The organism is Cellulomonas phragmiteti (genome assembly GCF_016862775.1).
GTDB lineage: Bacteria > Actinomycetota > Actinomycetes > Actinomycetales > Cellulomonadaceae > Cellulomonas > Cellulomonas phragmiteti.
Map to the genome: position 1 here is coordinate 15,718 of NZ_BONP01000016.1, position 17,075 is coordinate 32,792.

Annotated in this window: 15 protein-coding genes and 1 pseudogene; 7 read left to right on the forward strand and 9 right to left on the reverse strand. The window is 75.0% G+C overall.

The features are described from left to right. Positions 1-52: 52 nt before the first annotated feature. Positions 53-1,081, forward strand: coding sequence for a family 43 glycosylhydrolase (locus Cph01nite_RS13120; RefSeq protein ID WP_239069252.1), 1,029 nt, complete (start codon positions 53-55; stop codon positions 1,079-1,081). 42 nt (positions 1,082-1,123) lie between these two features. On the opposite strand, the gene Cph01nite_RS13125 is transcribed toward Cph01nite_RS13120, so the two are convergent. Both Cph01nite_RS13125 and Cph01nite_RS13130 read right to left on the reverse strand, forming a co-directional pair. Next, the gene (locus tag Cph01nite_RS13125; RefSeq protein ID WP_203674888.1) at positions 1,124-1,684 is read right to left on the reverse strand and encodes a hypothetical protein; all 561 of its coding nucleotides are present in this window, start codon (positions 1,682-1,684) and stop codon (positions 1,124-1,126) included. Positions 1,685-1,696: 12 nt separating this feature from the next. Next, positions 1,697-2,845 carry a zinc-dependent alcohol dehydrogenase gene (locus tag Cph01nite_RS13130; RefSeq protein WP_203674889.1) on the reverse strand — a complete coding sequence of 383 codons (1,149 nt, stop codon included), beginning with the start codon at positions 2,843-2,845 and terminating at the stop codon, positions 1,697-1,699. Positions 2,846-3,110: 265 nt separating this feature from the next. Here Cph01nite_RS13130 and Cph01nite_RS13135 point away from each other — a divergent pair. Together Cph01nite_RS13135 and Cph01nite_RS13140 are read left to right on the forward strand one after the other, a co-directional pair. Further along, positions 3,111-3,658: pseudogene (locus Cph01nite_RS13135) on the forward strand (manganese catalase family protein); the annotation flags it as partial. A 139-nt stretch (positions 3,659-3,797) separates the two neighbouring features. Next, positions 3,798-4,184: an ANTAR domain-containing protein gene (locus Cph01nite_RS13140; RefSeq protein WP_203674890.1), complete on the forward strand. Its 387-nt coding sequence runs from the start codon at positions 3,798-3,800 to the stop codon at positions 4,182-4,184. Between the two features lie 9 nt (positions 4,185-4,193). On the opposite strand, the gene glpK is transcribed toward Cph01nite_RS13140, so the two are convergent. The 3 genes from glpK to Cph01nite_RS13155 are packed head-to-tail and all read right to left on the reverse strand — an operon-like array spanning position 4,194 to position 8,363. Next, positions 4,194-5,714, reverse strand: coding sequence for a glycerol kinase GlpK (gene glpK / locus Cph01nite_RS13145; protein WP_203674891.1), 1,521 nt, complete (start codon positions 5,712-5,714; stop codon positions 4,194-4,196). 43 nt (positions 5,715-5,757) lie between these two features. Continuing rightward, positions 5,758-6,495 (reverse strand): MIP/aquaporin family protein, encoded by a 738-nt coding sequence (locus Cph01nite_RS13150; protein WP_203674892.1) that lies wholly within the window; start codon positions 6,493-6,495, stop codon positions 5,758-5,760. Positions 6,496-6,548: 53 nt separating this feature from the next. Then, on the reverse strand, positions 6,549-8,363 hold the full coding sequence (locus tag Cph01nite_RS13155) for a glycerol-3-phosphate dehydrogenase/oxidase (RefSeq protein ID WP_203674893.1): 1,815 nt from the start codon (positions 8,361-8,363) through the stop codon (positions 6,549-6,551). A gap of 183 nt (positions 8,364-8,546) precedes the next feature. On the opposite strand from Cph01nite_RS13155, the gene Cph01nite_RS13160 reads away from it, so the two are divergent. Continuing rightward, complete coding sequence (locus Cph01nite_RS13160) at positions 8,547-9,539, forward strand: sugar-binding transcriptional regulator (RefSeq protein ID WP_203674895.1); 993 nt, start codon at positions 8,547-8,549, stop codon at positions 9,537-9,539. Positions 9,540-9,659: 120 nt separating this feature from the next. Beyond that, entirely contained in the window at positions 9,660-10,175 is a 516-nt protein-coding gene (locus Cph01nite_RS13165) for an amino-acid N-acetyltransferase (RefSeq protein ID WP_203674897.1), read from the forward strand. Between the two features lie 15 nt (positions 10,176-10,190). On the opposite strand, the gene Cph01nite_RS13170 is transcribed toward Cph01nite_RS13165, so the two are convergent. Next, entirely contained in the window at positions 10,191-11,144 is a 954-nt protein-coding gene (locus Cph01nite_RS13170) for an iron-sulfur binding domain-containing protein (protein ID WP_373307581.1), read from the reverse strand. 238 nt (positions 11,145-11,382) lie between these two features. Here Cph01nite_RS13170 and Cph01nite_RS13175 point away from each other — a divergent pair, with 238 nt between their 5' ends. Further along, a complete protein-coding gene (locus Cph01nite_RS13175) occupies positions 11,383-11,940 on the forward strand; it encodes a hypothetical protein (protein WP_239069253.1) in 558 nt (185 codons plus the stop codon). 29 nt (positions 11,941-11,969) lie between these two features. Here Cph01nite_RS13175 and disA read toward each other — a convergent pair whose 3' ends face one another. Beyond that, positions 11,970-13,046 carry a DNA integrity scanning diadenylate cyclase DisA gene (gene disA, locus Cph01nite_RS13180; RefSeq protein ID WP_203674901.1) on the reverse strand — a complete coding sequence of 359 codons (1,077 nt, stop codon included), beginning with the start codon at positions 13,044-13,046 and terminating at the stop codon, positions 11,970-11,972. 44 nt (positions 13,047-13,090) lie between these two features. Beyond that, the gene (gene radA, locus Cph01nite_RS13185) at positions 13,091-14,512 is read right to left on the reverse strand and encodes a DNA repair protein RadA (RefSeq protein ID WP_203674903.1); all 1,422 of its coding nucleotides are present in this window, start codon (positions 14,510-14,512) and stop codon (positions 13,091-13,093) included. A gap of 139 nt (positions 14,513-14,651) precedes the next feature. Here radA and Cph01nite_RS13190 point away from each other — a divergent pair, with 139 nt between their 5' ends. Further along, positions 14,652-15,530 carry a hypothetical protein gene (locus tag Cph01nite_RS13190; RefSeq protein WP_203674905.1) on the forward strand — a complete coding sequence of 293 codons (879 nt, stop codon included), beginning with the start codon at positions 14,652-14,654 and terminating at the stop codon, positions 15,528-15,530. A 4-nt stretch (positions 15,531-15,534) separates the two neighbouring features. On the opposite strand, the gene Cph01nite_RS13195 is transcribed toward Cph01nite_RS13190, so the two are convergent. Continuing rightward, entirely contained in the window at positions 15,535-17,073 is a 1,539-nt protein-coding gene (locus Cph01nite_RS13195) for a sensor histidine kinase (protein ID WP_239069254.1), read from the reverse strand. Positions 17,074-17,075: the final 2 nt, after the last annotated feature.

The following is a 17,075-nucleotide window of genomic DNA, read 5'->3' on the forward strand; positions in this document are numbered from 1 at the left end:
CGCGTCGCGTCCGACGGGGACGCGCCGAGGCACAGCAGATGGGCGGCACGTCGTGAACGGAACGGGGGCGGGCGTCGAGGACGTCACGCGCACGGTGGAGGAGGACGGCACCGCACCCGAGGTGGCGCTCGTGGAGGGCCCCCTCGTCGAGGGCGTGTGGACGGCCGACCCCTCGGGGCACGTCTGGGACGGCGTGCTGTACGTGTACACGTCGCACGACGAGGAGACGGGCGCTCCGCACGACGACGACGGCGGCCACTACGACATGCGGGACTACCGCGTGATCGAGCTGCGCGACCTGGGCGGCCCAGCCCTCGAGCACGACGCGGTCCTCCACGTGGACGACGTGCCGTGGGCGACGCGCCAGATGTGGGCGCCCGACGCCGCCCGCCGCGGCGACACGTTCTACCTGTTCTTCCCCGCGAAGGACGCGGAGGGCGTCTTCCGCATCGGCGTCGCGACGTCCGGCTCGCCGACGGGTCCGTTCGTCGCCGAGTGCGAGCCGATCGCGGGGATCGGCAGCATCGACCCCGCCGTGTTCACCGACGACGACGGGACCGGCTACCTGTACGTCGGCGGGATCATGGGCGGTCAGCTGCAGCGCTGGGACGGTGACACCTACACCGGCGTCGACGCGTACCCCGCTGCGGACGCGCCGGCGCTCGGACCGCGCGTCGCCCGTCTGACCGACGACCTCCTGGCGCTCGCCGAGCCCGCGCGCGAGGTCGTCGTCACGGACGCCGCGGGGGTTCCGCTCACGCACGGCGACCCGCGCAGGTTCTTCGAGGGCCCCTGGGTCTCGCGCATCGACGGCGTCTACCACCTGCTGTACTCGACGGGCGCCGCGCACACCCTGGTGCACGCCACGTCGGACTCGCCCTACGGGCCCTTCACGTTCCGCGGCACCGTGCTGGAGCCCGTCGCCGGCTGGACCACGCAGGGCTCCATCGTGCAGCTCGACGGGCGCTGGTACCTGCTCTACCACGACGCGCAGGTCTCGGGCCGCGACCACCTGCGCAACGTGCGGATCGCCCCGCTGACCCTCCACGCCGACGGTCGGCTGACGGCCTCTCCCCGCTGACGGACCCGCGGGCGCCCTCCGAGCCGGAGGACGCCCGCGGCGTCAGGAGCGCCGGCGGGCGGCGCGCGCCGCGGCCACCGCGACCAGGGCCCCGGCGACCCACGGACCGGCGACGATCAGCGGGTCCAGCACCTGGTGGCGCACGTCCACGCGGCCCCGGCGCGAGGCGACGGGGTGCCGGCGCGGCTCGGACAGGACACCCGTCTGCGTGATCGGGTTGTCGGGGCGCAGGGTCGCCATCGACCGCAGGTGCGCCTCGGCGGCGTCGACGCGGTCGGCGGCGATGAGCAGGAGCCAGTGCGCCGCCCGGGCCTCGCTGAAGCGCTCGTAGGAGTAGCGGCGGATCACCCCCGACAGCCCGCGCGGGGGCTGCGCCGTCCCGAACACGGGCGTCAGCCGCTCGTGCTCGATCGACCGCTCGCGCGGGTAGGTCTCGGGCTGCGGGTCGGGCAGGTCCCAGTGCGCGCCGGTGGGCAGGTCGAACCGCTCGCGCGGCACCTGCGGCCGGTCGGCGGGGTCGAGGTCGGCACCCCAGCCGGGGATGCGCGCACGCAGCTCGTCCGGGCTCTCGGGCAGGGGCGGCTTGTCGGCGGTGTACGGCATGGTCGCGTCCTCTCAGTCCGTCGACGGGACGATCAGCGGCTTGATGCAGCCGTCGAGCTTGGCGGACATCAGGTGGTACCCCTCGGCGATGTGCTCGAGCGGGATGTGGTGCGTGACCACGTCGCTGGGGGTCAGGTACCCGGCCTGGATGTGCTCGAGGAGGCGCGGCCACTGCCGCTTGGCGGGTGCCTGGTTCATGCGCAGCGTCAGGCCCTTGTTCATCGCGTCACCGAACTTCACGGCCGAGAAGATCGGTCCGTACGCGCCCATCACCGAGACGGTGCCGCCCTTGCGGACGCCGTCGATCGCCCAGTTCAGCGCGACCGGGGAGCCGCCCTGCAGCTTGAGCTTCGCGGCCGTCACGTGCTGGACGAGGTTGCCGTCGGCCTCCGCGCCGACCGCCTCGATCACGCGGTCGGCGCCGAGCCCGTCCGTCGCCTTCTTCAGCTCCACGACGATGTCGTCGAACTCGGCGAAGTTGCGGGTCTCCGCGTACGCGAACTCCCGCGCCTTCTCCAGGCGGTACTCGAGCTGGTCGACGACGATGACGCGCCCGGCTCCCATGAGCCACGCGGACCGGGCGGCGAACAGCCCGACGGGCCCGGCTCCCAGGACGGCGACGGTGTCGCCCTCGGCGATGTCGGCGAGCTGCGCACCGAAGTACCCGGTCGCCAGCGCGTCGGTCATGAGCACGGCGTCGTCGTCGCTCATCCAGTCGGGGATGACGGACGGGCCGACGTCGGCGAACGGGACGCGCACGTACTCCGCCTGACCCCCGTCGTAGCCGCCCGTGGTGTGCGAGTAGCCGTAGATGCCGCCGACCGCCGTGGCGTTGGGGTTCACGTTGTGGCAGTTGGAGTACAGGCCCCGCGCGCAGAAGAAGCACGTGCCGCAGTAGATGTTGAACGGGACCATCACGCGGTCGCCGACCTGCAGGTTCTGCACCGAGGGCCCGACCTTCTCCACGACGCCCACGAACTCGTGCCCGAAGGTGTGGCCGATCCGGGTGTCGGGCATCATCCCGTGGTAAAGGTGCAGGTCGGAGCCGCAGATCGCCGCCCGGACGACACGGACGACCGCGTCGTTGGGGTGCTCGATCCCCGGGACGTCCTTCTCCTCGACGCGGACCTTGTAGGGCCCGCGGTACGCCATCGCTCGCATCGGTTCCTCCACGTGGGTGACCTCCAGGGTGCGCACGCCCCCGCCCCGCCCGCATCCCGGGAGCGGTCGCGCGGCTCGCCGTGCGAGGTCGCCGGGCTCGGCTTGGCGTCGGTGGCGGCGGGGCATCGCGGTCCCGTCTCCCGCACCGACGGAGGAAGCCCGTCGACGCCAACCCGGCCTGCCCGGGCGGCGCCCGACCAGGCACCGTCGCGCAGCCGTGGTCCCCGCACCACCCACCCGCGCCCTGGTGGCCAGGGCTTGGAGGTTGCGCACGTTCTTCGACTGGCAAGAGCTTCAGCACAAGGCCACACCCGACAAGCCCGACGCGGTCGACGCCCGCAAGCTGCAGGAGGTCCTGGGCGGTCAGTACGGCGGGATCGGTGCCGAGGAGTTCGGCCACGTCGAGATGCTGGCCACGATGATCGCCCAGCTCCTGGAGAAGGCCCCCGTGGGCGTCACCGAGGACGCGGTCCAGAGCGACCCCACGGTCGCCGCCGTGATCGGCGGGACCGACCTGCAGCACGCGATCGTCGCGGGCGCCGGCGCCCGCCCCGTCGACAGCATGGCAACCCCTGGACGGCCGGGTACATCACGGCGAGCGGCAACCTGCTGGCGGACTTCACCGTCAACGCCAACGCCGAGATGCAGGGCCGCGTGCAGGTCGCGCGGCTCGACCACATGACCGACGACCACGGCGTCCGCGACCTGCTCGCCTTCCTGCTGGCGCGCGACACCATGCACCAGAACCAGTGGATCGCCGCGGCCCGTGAGCTCCAGGAGGAGGGGTTCGAGGGGCTGCCGGTGCCCAGCAACGACGTGCGCGCCGTCGCGGACGTCCACGGCCGCCGCCGCAGGTCGTCGCGACGCCCGGTGCCGTCGCGCCCGAGGTCGCGTGGCCCGACGGGGGCCGTGCGCGCCGCGGGCGACCGTCGTGCGGCACGAGGGTGCGGGCGTGCTGACGAGCGTCGCGGCGCGTACGGACGCGGCCGTGGACTGGTCGCAGGTCACCGCCGAGCTCGGGACGACCGCAGCCCTCCTCGCCGCGATGGTGGCGGACCGCGTCGCGCTGGACGACCTGCGCCAGGACGTCGACGACCTCACCGCGGCGATGCGCACGCGAGCGGTCATCGACCAGGCGATCGGGGTCGTCATGGCGAGCCGGCGCTGCACGCCCGCGCAGGCGCTCGACACCCTGCGGACCGCGTCCCAGCACCACAACGAGAAGGTCAGCGCCGTCGCCGCGCGCGTCGTGGGCCGGGTCGCAGGCCGGCCGGTGCCGCCGCCCGAGCCGTTCCTGCCGCGTCGTCGCACGCCGGGGCGGTCATCCGCCCCGGCGTGACGACGCGCGTCAGCGCACGTCGTCGTCGACCCAGTCGAACGACCGGGTGACGGCCTTCTTCCACAGCCGGTACTGCCGGTCGCGCTCGTCGTCCGCCATGTCGGGCTCCCAGCGCTTGTCCTCGGCCCAGTTGTCGATGACGTCCTGCTCGCCCGACCAGTAGCCGACCGCGATGCCGGCGGCGTACGCGGCACCCAGCGCGGTGGTCTCGGCGACCTTGGGCCGCACCACGGGCACGCCGAGGATGTCGGCCTGGAACTGCATGAGCGCGTCGTTGGCGACCATCCCGCCGTCGACCTTCAGCTCGGTGAGGTCGACGCCCGAGTCCGCGTTCATGGCGTCGAGGACCTCGCGCGTCTGGAAGGCCGTGGCCTCGAGCGCCGCGCGTGCGATGTGCTCCTTGGTGACGTAGCGGGTCAGCCCGACGATGGCGCCGCGGGCGTCGGAGCGCCAGTAGGGCGCGAACAGGCCCGAGAACGCGGGGACGAAGTACACCCCGCCGTTGTCGTCCACGGCCGCTGCGAGCCGCTCGACCTCCGGCGCCGAGGAGATGATGCCCAGGTTGTCCCGCAGCCACTGGACCAGGGAGCCCGTGACGGCGATGGAGCCCTCGAGGGCGTACACGGTCTCGCGGTCGCCGATCTTGTAGCAGACGGTCGTGAGCAGGCCGTTCTCGGACGCGACCGGCTCGGTGCCCGTGTTGATGAGCATGAAGTTGCCGGTGCCGTACGTGTTCTTGGCCTGCCCGACCTCGAAGCACGCCTGCCCGAAGGTCGCGGCCTGCTGGTCGCCCAGGATCCCCGCGATCGGGACGCCCGGCAGCAGCCCGCCCTTGCGCCCGGAGCCGTACACCTCGGACGACGAGCGGATCTCCGGGAGCATCGACATCGGGATGCCCATCTCCCCGGCGATCTCCTCGTTCCACGTCAGGGAGTCGATGTTCATCAGCATGGTCCGCGACGCGTTGGTCGGGTCGGTGACGTGGATGCCGCCCTTGACGCCGCCCGTCATGTTCCACAGCAGCCAGGAGTCGGTGGTGCCGAACGCGAGGCGCCCGGCCTCGGCCTTCTCGCGGGCACCCTCGACGTTGTCGAGGATCCAGCGGATCTTCGGGCCCGAGAGGTAGGTGGCCAGCGGCAGGCCGACGCGGTCCTTGTAGCGTTCCGCGCCGCCGCCGAGCGCCGCCAGCTCGTCGCAGATCTTCTGGGTCCGGGTGTCCTGCCAGACGATGGCGTGGTGCACGGGCTCGCCGGTCTCGCGGTCCCACACCACGGCGGTCTCGCGCTGGTTGGTGATCCCGACGGCGGCGATGTCCTCGTGGGTGAGGCTCGCGCGCCCGAGCGCCATGCCGACGACCTCGCGGGTGTTCACCCAGATCTCGGCGGCGTCGTGCTCGACCCAGCCGGCCTTCGGGAAGATCTGCTGGTGCTCCTTCTGCCCCACGGAGACGACCTGACCTCCGTGGTCGAAGATCATCGCGCGGGTGGAGGTGGTGCCCTGGTCGACGGCCATCACGTACGTGTCGGTCATTGCGTCTGCCTCTTCTCGGGACGGGTCGGGGAGGTGCGGGTGGTCAGGCGATGTACGCGCCGGCGGCGAGCCCGGCGAGCACGCCGCCGATCAGCGGGCCGACGATCGGCACCCACGCGTAGCCCCAGTCGGACGTGCCCTTGCCGCGGATCGGCAGCAGGGCGTGCGCGATGCGCGGCCCCAGGTCCCGGGCGGGGTTGATGGCGTACCCGGTGGGGCCACCGAGGCTCGCGCCGAGCCCGACGACGAGCATCGCGACGGCCAGCGGGCCGAGCTCGGCCGGGGTCTTGGCGAAGGCGAGGACGACGAACACGAGGACGAACGTCGCGATCACCTCGGTGGCGAGGTTCCAGCCGTAGGAGCGCAGCTCCGGGCCCGTCGAGAACACGCCGAGCTTCACGGCGGGGTCCGCGTCCTCGTCGAAGTGCTTCTTGTAGGCCACGAACGCCAACGACGCGCCGATGGCCGCGCCGAGGATCTGCGCGGTCACGTAGAGCACGCCGTTGCCCGCCGTCACCGGGATGCCGGGGGCGAACTCCTCGGCCCCGGACGCCCAGATGCCGATGGTCACGGCGGGGTTGATGTGGGCGCCGGACTTGTACGCCGCGTACACGCCGGCGAACACCCCGATGCCCCACCCGAAGTTGATGAGGAGCCACCCGCCGCCGAACCCCTTGGTCCGCGGCAGGATCGCGTTGGCGACCACGCCCGCGCCCAGCAGCAGGAGGATCGCCGTGCCGATGGTCTCCGACCAGAATGCGTCACCGATCGTGTAGTCCACTGCTGTCCCTCTCGTCGACGTCGTTGTCGCAGGTGCTTCAGTGCGTCAGGTGCTCAGGTCCCCGCCGGCCCGGACGAGCCCCGGCCGGCGGGGGAGCCGGGCTTGGTGCCGGCGTCGACGTCGTCGTCGTCGAGCGGCAGCAGGGGCGTGACGTCCGCCGCCTGCAGCCGGACCCGCTCGGCCGCGGCGTCGTCCGCCTCCGCGGCCGCCGCGTCCTCGGCCTCGGCCCGCGCGCGGTACGCGTCGATCTCGCGCCGGCGGGTCGCGTCGTCCCAGCCCAGCACGGGCGCGACCAGGTCGGCGATCTCCTCGAGCGCGCCGGTGCCCTTGTCGGCCTGCTCGTAGTTGAGGCGCGTGCGGTGCATGAGGACGTCGTCGAGGTGCAGGGCGCCCTCGTGGCTGGCCGCGTAGACGATCTCCGCGCCGACGTAGGCCGGGGCGTGCTGCAGCGGGCGGGCCAGCTCGGGCCGCTCGTCGCACAGGTCCGTGAGCTCCTGCAGCAGCGAGCCGTACCGGTGCAGCAGGTGGTCCAGGCGCGGCCGGTCCCAGCCGTAGCGCGCGCCGATGGCGCGTGCCTGGCGCTGCACGACCCGCAGGCCCTCGGCCCCCACGAGCGGCACGTCCTGCGTGATCGACGGCAGCGTCGTGGCGCGCGAGCCGAGCGCGAAGTCGACCGCGTCCTTGGCCATCACGCGGTACGTCGTGAGCTTGCCGCCGGCGACGACGGTCAGCCCGGGGGTGGGCGAGGCCACGGTGTGCTCCCGCGACACCTTGGCCGAGGACGTCCCCTCCTTCGTCCCCGGCTGCAGCAGCGGCCGCAGCCCCGCCCAGGTCCCGATGACGTCGTCGCGCGTCAGGGGGCGGGAGAGCACCTGGTTGGCGTGGTCGATGACGTAGTCGATGTCGGCGCTCGTCGCGACGGGGTGGGTGAGCTCCTGCTCCCAGGGGGTGTCGGTGGTGCCGATCACCCAGTAGCGGGACCACGGGATGATGAACAGGACCGACTTCTCGGTCTGCAGGATCAGCCCGGTGTTGCCCTCGATCCGGGCCCGCGGCACCACGATGTGGATGCCCTTGGACGCCAGGACCCGCAGCCCGCCGTCGCTGCCCGCGAGCGACTCGGTCTGCTCGGTCCACACGCCCGTCGCGTTGATGACGTGCCGGGCGCGCACGTCGAGGTGCTCGCCGGTCTCGAGGTCGACGACCTCGGCGCCCGTGACGGCGCCGCCCGCCGTCGTCTGCAGCCCGACGACCTGCGTCCGCGACGCCGCGTGCGCCCCGTAGCTGACGGCGGTGCGCACCAGGGTCTCGACGAGGCGGGCGTCGTCGACGCTCGCGTCCCAGTACCGGACGGCGCCGATCGCGGCGTCGTGCCGCAGGTCGGGGAAGAGCCGCTCCATGCCCTTGCGCGTGAGGTGGCGGTGCATCGGCATGGCGCGCCGGGTGCCGGACACCGAGGCGAGCGTGTCGTACAGCGCGACGCCCGCGCCCACGTACGCCCGCTCCCAGACGCGGTTCTCGAGCGGGTAGAGGAAGCTCACGGGCTTGACGAGGTGCGGGGCGAGGCGCGTGATCAGCAGGTCGCGCTCGGTGAGGGCCTCGCGGACCAGGTGGAAGTCGAGCATCTGGAGGTACCGCAGCCCGCCGTGCACCAGCTTGCTGGACCGGCTCGAGGTCCCGGACGCCCAGTCCTGGCCCTCGACGATCGCGGTCGACAGCCCGCGGGTGACCGCGTCGAGCGCGATGCCCGCCCCGGTCACGCCCCCGCCGACGACCAGCACGTCGAGCTCGCGTCCGCTCTCGGAGGTGCGGCGCAGCGCGGTGAGCGCGTCCTGCCGGGCCTGTGCCGTCAGCGGTGCGGTCCTCATGTGGTGGTCCCTCCCCGTGGAGCCGTGGCCGTCGGTCGCGGTTCCCGGCGGGAACACCTCGCCCGTCGGGTGCGTCGCCGCTATGGTCATCACGTCCAGAACGGACGCGCAACTCGGGTGCACAAACGTGCACGCACGGGGACGGGTTGACCGTCCCATGGGGATCGACGGGGACGGTGCAGGGTGTTCGTGGAGCGGGAGCAGGACGTGCTGCGCGCGGCGTCCATGTACTACCTGCAGGACCTCAAGATGGAGGTCATCGCCCGGCACCTCGGGACGTCCCGGTCCACCGTGTCGCGACTGCTCAAGCGGGCCCGCGAGACCGGGCTCGTCGAGATCACCCTGCGCCCGTCCAGCACGCGCGCCCCCGGCCTGGGGCGGTCGATCTCCGCGGCGTTCGGCATCGACACCTACGTCGTGCCCGTCCCGGACTCCGCCGGGTCCGTCGAGCGGCTCGACCAGGTCGCCATGACGGCCGCACGTCTGCTCACGTCGTGGTTCGACTCCGACATGGTGATGGGCGTGGCCTGGGGCACGACCATCGCGGCCGTCTCGCGGTACCTGGCCCCCAAGCCCACGCGCGGGTCTGCGGTGGTCCAGCTCAACGGGGCCGCGAACATGCGCACGTCGGGCGTCGAGTACGCGTCGGACCTCATCTCCTCGTTCGGGGCGGCGTTCGACGCGGCCGTGCACCACTTCCCGGTCCCCGCCTTCTTCGACTACCCCGACACCAAGGACGCCATGTGGCGCGAGCGCTCCGTGCGGCGCGTGCTGGACATGCAGCGTCGCGCCGACGTGGCCGTGTTCTCCGCGGGCGCGGTCGCCGGGGCCGTGCCGTCGCACGTCTACTCCGCGGGCTACCTCGACGAGGCCGACGTGCGCCGCCTGCACGACGAGGGCGTCGTCGGCGACGTGTGCACGGTGTTCCTGCGGCCCGACGGGACCTGGGCCGACGTCTCGCTGAACAGCCGCGCCACGGGCCCCACCCCGGACGAGCTGCAGCGCGTCGTCCGGCGCGTGTGCGTGGTGTCCGGCGACAACAAGGTGGCGCCGCTGCTGGCGGCCCTGCACGCCGGCGTCGTCACCGACCTCGTCGTCGACGAGATCACCGCCACCGCGCTCCTCGACGCCGCGACCGACCGCCCGAGCCCGCGCACCACCCCCCGCCCCCGCTGACCCCACCCCCACCCCCCATCCCCGTGAGAGTGCGATCCAGCCCACCCCCCCTGCCGTGAGAGTGCGATCCAGCCCTCGGTCCGGCCGACCCGCCCCCGCCGCCCTGCGTAGGTTGGGCCCGTGAGTTCCCCCGCCGAGGTCGAGGTCGCGCCCGCCCTGCCCGCCGACGTCCGCGCGATCCACCGGCTCGTCGAGCCGTACGCGCACGAGCGGATCCTGCTCGCCAAGGAGTGGGTCGGGTACTACGAGGCCGTGCAGGAGTTCCTCGTCGCCCGGCCCGTCGGCGGCGGGGACGCGGTCGGGTGCGGGGCGCTGCACGTCATGTGGGAGGACCTGGCCGAGATCCGCACGCTCGCCGTCGCCCCGGAGTACCGCGGCCGGGCCGTCGGGCACCTCCTCGTCGACGCCCTGATCGACCGGGCGCGCCGCCTCGGGCTGCGCCGCGTCTTCTGCCTGACGTTCGAGGTCGAGTTCTTCGCCCGGCACGGCTTCCGGGAGATCGACGGGACGCCGGTGTCGACGGACGTCTACGCCGAGCTGCTGAGGTCGCACGACGACGGCGTTGCCGAGTTCCTCGACCTCGCCCGCGTCAAGCCCAACACCCTGGGCAACACCCGCATGCTCCTCGACCTCTGACGCGGGCCCGCCGGCTCAGTGCGGCAGGTGGTACGTCACCGCCGACGGGTCCGGGTCGTCGCCCGCCGGCACCCGGCGCACCACCAGGCCGTCGGCGACCAGCGCGTCCACGCACCGGGCCAGCTGCGCGGCGTCGGGCCACAGCGCGCCGACCGCGTCCTGCGGGACCGGCCCGAGCGACTCGCGCAGCAGGGCCATCACCCGCCCGCGCGCCTGACGGTCCGTGCCCGCCCAGGCCTGCGTGCGCCGCCGGTGGGCGTGCACATCCGCGGGCCGGCCCGCCGCCAGCCACCGGCAGGCGTGCGCCACCGGGCACGCCTCGCACCGCGGCGCGCGTGCCGTGCACACCAGCGCTCCCAGCTCCATCGAGGCCGCCGACCAGCGGGCCGCCGCCGCGTCGTCGTCCGGCACCCACGACGACGCGAGCCGGGTCTCGGCGGCCGTCTGCGCCGGTGCCGGCAGCGCCTCGCCGGCCGCGACCCGGGCCAGCACGCGGCGCACGTTGGTGTCGAGCACCACCGAGCGCCGCCCGAACGCGAACGCCCGCACCGCCGCCGCGGTGTAGGGACCGACGCCGGGCAGCGCCAGCAGCGCGGCCTCGTCGTCGGGCAGCTCGCCGCCGTGCCGCTCGACGACGGTGCGCGCGCACTCCTGCAGGCGCAGCGCGCGCCGCGGGTACCCGAGCCGGTCCCAGGCGCGCAGCACGTCACCGGTCGGTGCGGCGGCCAGGTCCGCGGCGGTCGGCCAGCGCTGCTGCCACGCGCGCCACGCCGGCTCCACGCGGACGACGGGCGTCTGCTGCAGCATCACCTCGCTGACCAGGACACCCCACGGCGTGCGGTCGGGTGCCCGCCACGGCAGGTCCCGGGCGTGCTGGTCGAACCACGCGACGACCGCCGCGCGCACGCCGGCCGGGTCCGGGGCGACGGGCGGTGCGGGCACGGCGTCGGCGGAGGGCGGGGCGGGCACGCCTCATCGTGCCGTCGGCCCGCGCGTGCGCCAACTCGTCGTCCACGCCGGTCCGGTACGCACGTTCGGGCGGCGTGGCGCGTCGTGGGCGGCCCACCCGCCGTCGGCCTCGTACCGTGGGCGGCGCCGCACACCCGACCACGCCCGCCGGAGGCCCCGCATGAACGACCGGACGCCCTCGCCGGGCCGTGGACCCCGGCCGGCCCGCCCGGCCCCGGCGCCACGTCCGCCGGCGCGCGTGTTCTGGATCCGCCGGCTCGTCGTCCTCGGCCTGCCGCTGCTGCTGGTCGTGGCGCTCGCGGTCTGGTGGGCCGGCAGCGGGGGCGACGCCGAGGCAGGCCCGGACGTCACGACCACGGAGCCCGCCCCCGACCCGTCACCGACGTCGGGCGCCGAGCCCGGCGTCGCCGACTGCGCTCCCGAGGCGATCGCGCTGGCCGTCGCGCCGGGAGCCGAGGCCTTCCCCGCCGGCGTCGACCCCACGTTCGAGGTGACGGTGACGAACTCGGGGACCGAGCCGTGCCTGGTCGACGTGGGCGACGCACACCGGGAGGTCGTCATCACCTCCGGCGACGACCGCGTCTGGTCGAGCCTGGACTGCGCCCCCGCGGACGCCCCGGCGCGCACGCTGCTGCTGGTGGGCGGGCAGTCCGACGCCACGCAGCTCGGGTGGGCGCGGCTGCGGTCGGCACCGGGCTGCGGCGGGGGCCTGCCCGAGCCCGGGGACGGGACGTACTCGGTGACCGTGGCGGTCGCCGGGGCGACCTCGTCCCCGGCGGTGTTCGGCCTGGGCTGAGCGAGCGGCTCAGCCGGTGGGCGGCACCGTCAGACGTACCGCTCGAGGATGCTCGACTCGGCGAGGCGCGACAGGCCCTCGCGCACCGAGCGGGCGCGCTGCTCGCCGACCCCGTCGACCGTCATGAGGTCGTCGATCGTCGCGGCCAGCAGCTTCTGCAGACCACCGAAGTGCTCGACGAGGCGGTCCACCACCGGACCGGGCAGCCGCGGCACCTTCGACAGCAGGCGGTACCCGCGCGGCCCGACCGCGGCGTCGAGCGCCTCCCCGCAGCCGGGCAGCCCGAGCACCCGGGCGATGTGGGCGATGTCGAGCAGCTCCGTGGAGTCCAGCTCGCCCAGCGCGTCCGGGACGGCCTCGGCCGTCCGGCGCGACGTGTCCACGTAGTCCCGGATCACGAGCTCCCGCTCGGTGCCCACGCCGCCGACGAGCTCGTCGAGCTGCAGCGTCAGCAGCCGCCCGTCGGTGCCGAGCTCGACGACGTAGCCCGCGATCTCGTCGGAGATGCGGCGCACCATCTCCAGGCGCTGCACGACGGCGGACACGTCGCGGACCGTCACCAGGTCCTCGATCTCGAGGGCCGACAGCGTGCCGCTGACCTCGTCGAGGCGCGCCTTGTAGCGCTCGAGCGTCGCGAGCGCCTGGTTGGCGCGGGACAGGATGGTCGTGGAGTCCTCGAGCACGTACCGCTGCGCCCCGACGTACAGGGCGACGATCCGCATGGACGCGGACACCGAGATCACCGGCAGGCCGGTCTGCCGGGCCACGCGCTCGGCGGTGCGGTGCCGGGTCCCGGACTCGCTCGTCGGGATCGAGGAGTCGGGCAGCAGCTGCACCGCCGCCCGGACGATGCGGTCACGGACGGGGTCGATGACCACGGCACCGTCCATCTTCGCCAGCTCGCGCAATCGGGTCGCCGAGAACTCGACGTCGAGGACGAACCCTCCGGAGCACAGCGACTCGACCGTCGCGTCCATCCCGAGCACGATCAGTGCCCCGGTGCGGCCGCGCAGGATGCGCTCGAGACCGTCGCGCAGCTCGGATCCGGGCGCGACGGCGGCGAGCGTCGACCTCAGCAGGTCGTCATGGTGGTGCGGATGCGGCACGGACGAATCGTATCGGTGGCGTGACGAGTTGTCCGGGGTGCGACTCACCCGGGTCCGGACGGGGCGAGCCCGGCCAGGACAGCGGCCGCGAGATCGGGTGCCTCGACCACGCGCAGCCCGTCCGGCACGGTCACCTCGGCGAGGGTGCCCGACGGGACGACCGCGCGGGTGCAGCCCAGGCGCGCGGCCTCGGCGAGCCGGCGGCCGACGCCGGGGACGGTGCGGATCTCCCCGGCCAGCCCGACCTCGCCGACCGCCACCAGGCCGGCGTGAACGGCGACGTTCTCCCGGCCGCTGACCGCGGCCAGCGCGAGCGCCAGGTCGGCCGCGGGCTCGACGACCCGGGCACCGCCCACCGTCGAGACGTAGACGTCCTGGTCGGCGAGGCGGGCTCCGAGCCGGCGCTGCAGCACGGCGAGGACCATCGCCAGCCGGCTCCCGTCGACGCCGCTGGTCGTGCGCCGCGGGTTGGGCACCACGCTCGGCGCGACCAGCGCCTGGACCTCGGCGGCGAGCGGCCGGCGGCCCTCGAGGGTGACCGTCAGGCACGTGCCGGGGACGTCCGTGACGAGGCGCGACGTGAACAGTCCCGAGGGGTCGGCCAGCCCGACGATCCCGTGCTCGGACAGGTCGAAGCACCCGACCTCGTCCGTCGGGCCGTACCGGTTCTTGGTGGCTCGCAGCATCCGCAGGCGGGAGTGCCGCTCGCCCTCGAACTGGCACACGACGTCCACCAGGTGCTCGAGCGTGCGCGGTCCGGCGACCGACCCGTCCTTGGTGACGTGGCCCACCAGCACGACGGGCAGCGCCCGGGACTTCGCCGCGGCGATCAGGGCCGCCGTGACCTCGCGCACCTGGGAGACGCCGCCCGGGGTGCCCTCCACCTGGGCGGACGTGAACGTCTGCACCGAGTCGAGCACCAGCAGGTCGGGGTCCACGCTCTCGACGTGCCCGAGCACGGTGCCCAGGTCCGTCTCGGCGGCGAGCAGCAGCGACGGCGCGAGCGCGTGGATGCGTCCGGCGCGCAGCCGGACCTGGGCGGCCGACTCCTCGCCGGTGACGTACAGGACGCGCCGACCGGTGCGGGCGGCGCGCGCCGCCACGTCGAGCAGCAGGGTCGACTTGCCCACGCCCGGCTCGCCCGCGAGCAGCACGACGGCACCGGGGACCAGGCCGCCGCCCAGCACGCGGTCGAGCTCCTCGACGCCCGTCGGCCGGGCCGCGGCGGCCTCGACGTCGATCTCCTCGATGGGCCGGGCGGGGTTGCGGGTGGGCGCGACCGCGACGGTCCGTGGCCCGCCGGAGCCGGGGCCGGCGTCCTCGACGACCGACCCCCACTCCTGGCACTCGCCGCACCGGCCGACCCACTTGGTCGCGGTCCACCCGCACGCGGTGCAGCGGAACCCGGGGCGCTCGGTGGCGCGGTCGCCCCCGGCGCGGGCGCGGCGTGTCGTCGTCTGGCTCACGTCCGGCACGGTACGGGGCGCCACCGACAACCCGTCCGCGCCACCCGGGACGCGCCGTGACCTGCGCGGGCCCGGCGCTCGGTAGGCTGCGCGGTGGCCCGGCAGCCGCCGGCCCAGCGACACGAGGGGGATGCCCGCCATGAGCCACACGGGACGACCTGGCGAGCCCGAGCCGCGGCCCGGTGCCACGGGCCCGGCGCACCGACCCGCCGCGACGCCGCAGGGGGCGCCCGCGCCCGCCGCGAGCGGGTGGTCGGGCTGGGGCACGACCGACCCCGCCGGCGCCGGTGCGGCACCGGACCCCGCTGCGGGCGGTCCCGACGGGCCCCGCGGCCCCGGTGGTGACGGCCCCGGTGGTGACGGCCCCGACGGCACCGCGCGCGAGGGCCGGCCGGCGTGGCTGCTGCCCGTGGCGATCGGCGTCGGCGTGCTCGTGGTCGTCGGTGTCGTCGTCGGCGTGCTGGCCACCCGCGGCGGCAGCGACGGGGACGCGCCCGCGCCGGCGGCCTCGACCGTCCTGGTGCCGCCGCCCACGCCCGGCGTCGAGCCGGCGACCCGCACCGCCACCAGCGCGTTCGCGTCGGTGCTGCCGACCACCGTGCTGCAGTACGCCCTGGAGTCGTCCCAGGACGACGCCGAGTGGGTCGCCGCCGGCGCGCTCGAGGCGTACACCGAGACGTTCACCGACGGCGACGGTGGCACCCTCACCGTGCGCGCCGCGCAGCTCGAGACGGCGCAGGAGGCGACGGCCCTGCTCGAGCGGCTCACGGCGGCGCTGCCCCCGACGGCCCCCGACACCGGCGCCCCCACCTCGACGGCGTCCGCCGAGGACGACGCGGCCGACCAGCTGCCGAGCACGGGAGACGTCATGGTCGCCGGTGCGGCGGTCGGCACGTTCACGGTGGTCGACGCCGGCGACGGCACGGGCATCGCGGTGTGGCAGAACGGCACGGCGGTCTTCCAGCTGACCGCCCCGCTGGACGACGTGGTCGACGCCTACGCCGCGTACGGTCTCTAGCCCGTCAGGGCGGCGCCGCCGGGACCCGCGCGACGAACTGCGTGCGGCCCGGCGCGCTCGTGCACGTGAGCGTGCCGCCGTGCGCCGTCACGACGGCGTGCGCGATCGCGAGGCCGAGCCCCGTCGACCCGGCGGCCCGGTTGCGGGACGCGTCGCCGCGCGTGAAGCGCTGGAAGAGGCGGTCCCGCAGCTCCGGCGGCACGCCCGGCCCGTCGTCGGCCACGGTGAGGACGACGTCGGGACCGTCACGGCGGACCCCGACCGTCACGCGCGTGCCCGGCGGGGTGTGCCGCCGCGCGTTCGACGTGAGGTTGGCGAGCACCTGGCGCAGCCGGTGGTCGTCGCCCAGGACCGTCAGGTCGTCGTCCGGCTCCCCGCCGTCCGCGCCGTCGCCCGGCAGGTCCAGGCGCCAGTCGTGGTCCGGCCCCGCGGCGTGCGCGTCGGCGACGGCGTCCACGGCGAGCGCGGCCACGTCCACCGGCTCACGGTCGAGCGGGCGGCCCGCGTCCAGCCGGGCGAGCAGCAGCAGGTCGTCGACGAGCGCGGTCATCCGCACCGACTCGGCCTCGACGCGCGCCAGGGCGGCCAGCGCGTCGGGGGGCAGCTCGTCGGGGGAGCGGCGCACCAGCTCGGTGTAGCCGCGGATCGACGCGAGCGGGGTGCGCAGCTCGTGGCTCGCGTCGGCGACGAACCTGCGCACCTGGGACTCCGACTCGTGCCGCTGCGCGAGGGCCTGTTCGACGTGCCCCAGCATCCGGTTGAGCGCCGCGCCCACCTGCCCGACCTCGGTGCCCGGGTCGGTGTCGCGCTCGTCCACGCGGGCCGTGATCGCGACCTCGCCGTGGCCCAGGGGCTGCTCCGCGACGCGTGCCGCCGTCGCGGCCACCCGGGTGAGGGGCCGCAGCTCGTGGCGTACCAGCAGCGAGCCGCCGACGGCCGCGACGAGCAGGGCGCCGACCGCCGCGAGGACCTCGATGACGACGTACTGCTCGACGGTCGCGTCGACCGCTGCCGTGGGCAGGGCGTTGACGACGAGGTCGTCGCCCTCGGTGACGAGCGCCACGGCGCGGTAGGTGCCGAGCCCGTCGAGGTCGACGGAGTGCACGGCGCCGTCCGCCGGGACGTCCTGCAGGGCGGCGACCTGCGCGGCGGACAGGTCGACGAACGACGCGTCGGCGTCGATGTACTGCGCGCGGGTCGCGCCGTCGGTGCGCACGAGGCTCACGGTGCCGACGTCCTGCCCCGGCACGCCGAGCGGCGGCGGCCGGTCGCCGCGCGGCGCGAGGTCCGGCCGGCCCGCGGGCGCCGTGTCGTCGCCGCCCGACCGCGCGCCCTGCGTCGCCCGGACGGCGCGCTCGGCGGCCGCGACCGCGCGCGCGTCGACCTGCGCGACCAGCGAGTCCCGCAGCGCGAGCGTCGAGACCGTGCCCATGGCCAGGCCGACGAGCAGGACCAGCCCCAGCACCACGGCCACCAGGCGGCGGCGCAACGACCACCGGGCGCGCCGGGCGCCGGGCGCCGCGCCGACGGGTGCCGCCGCCACCG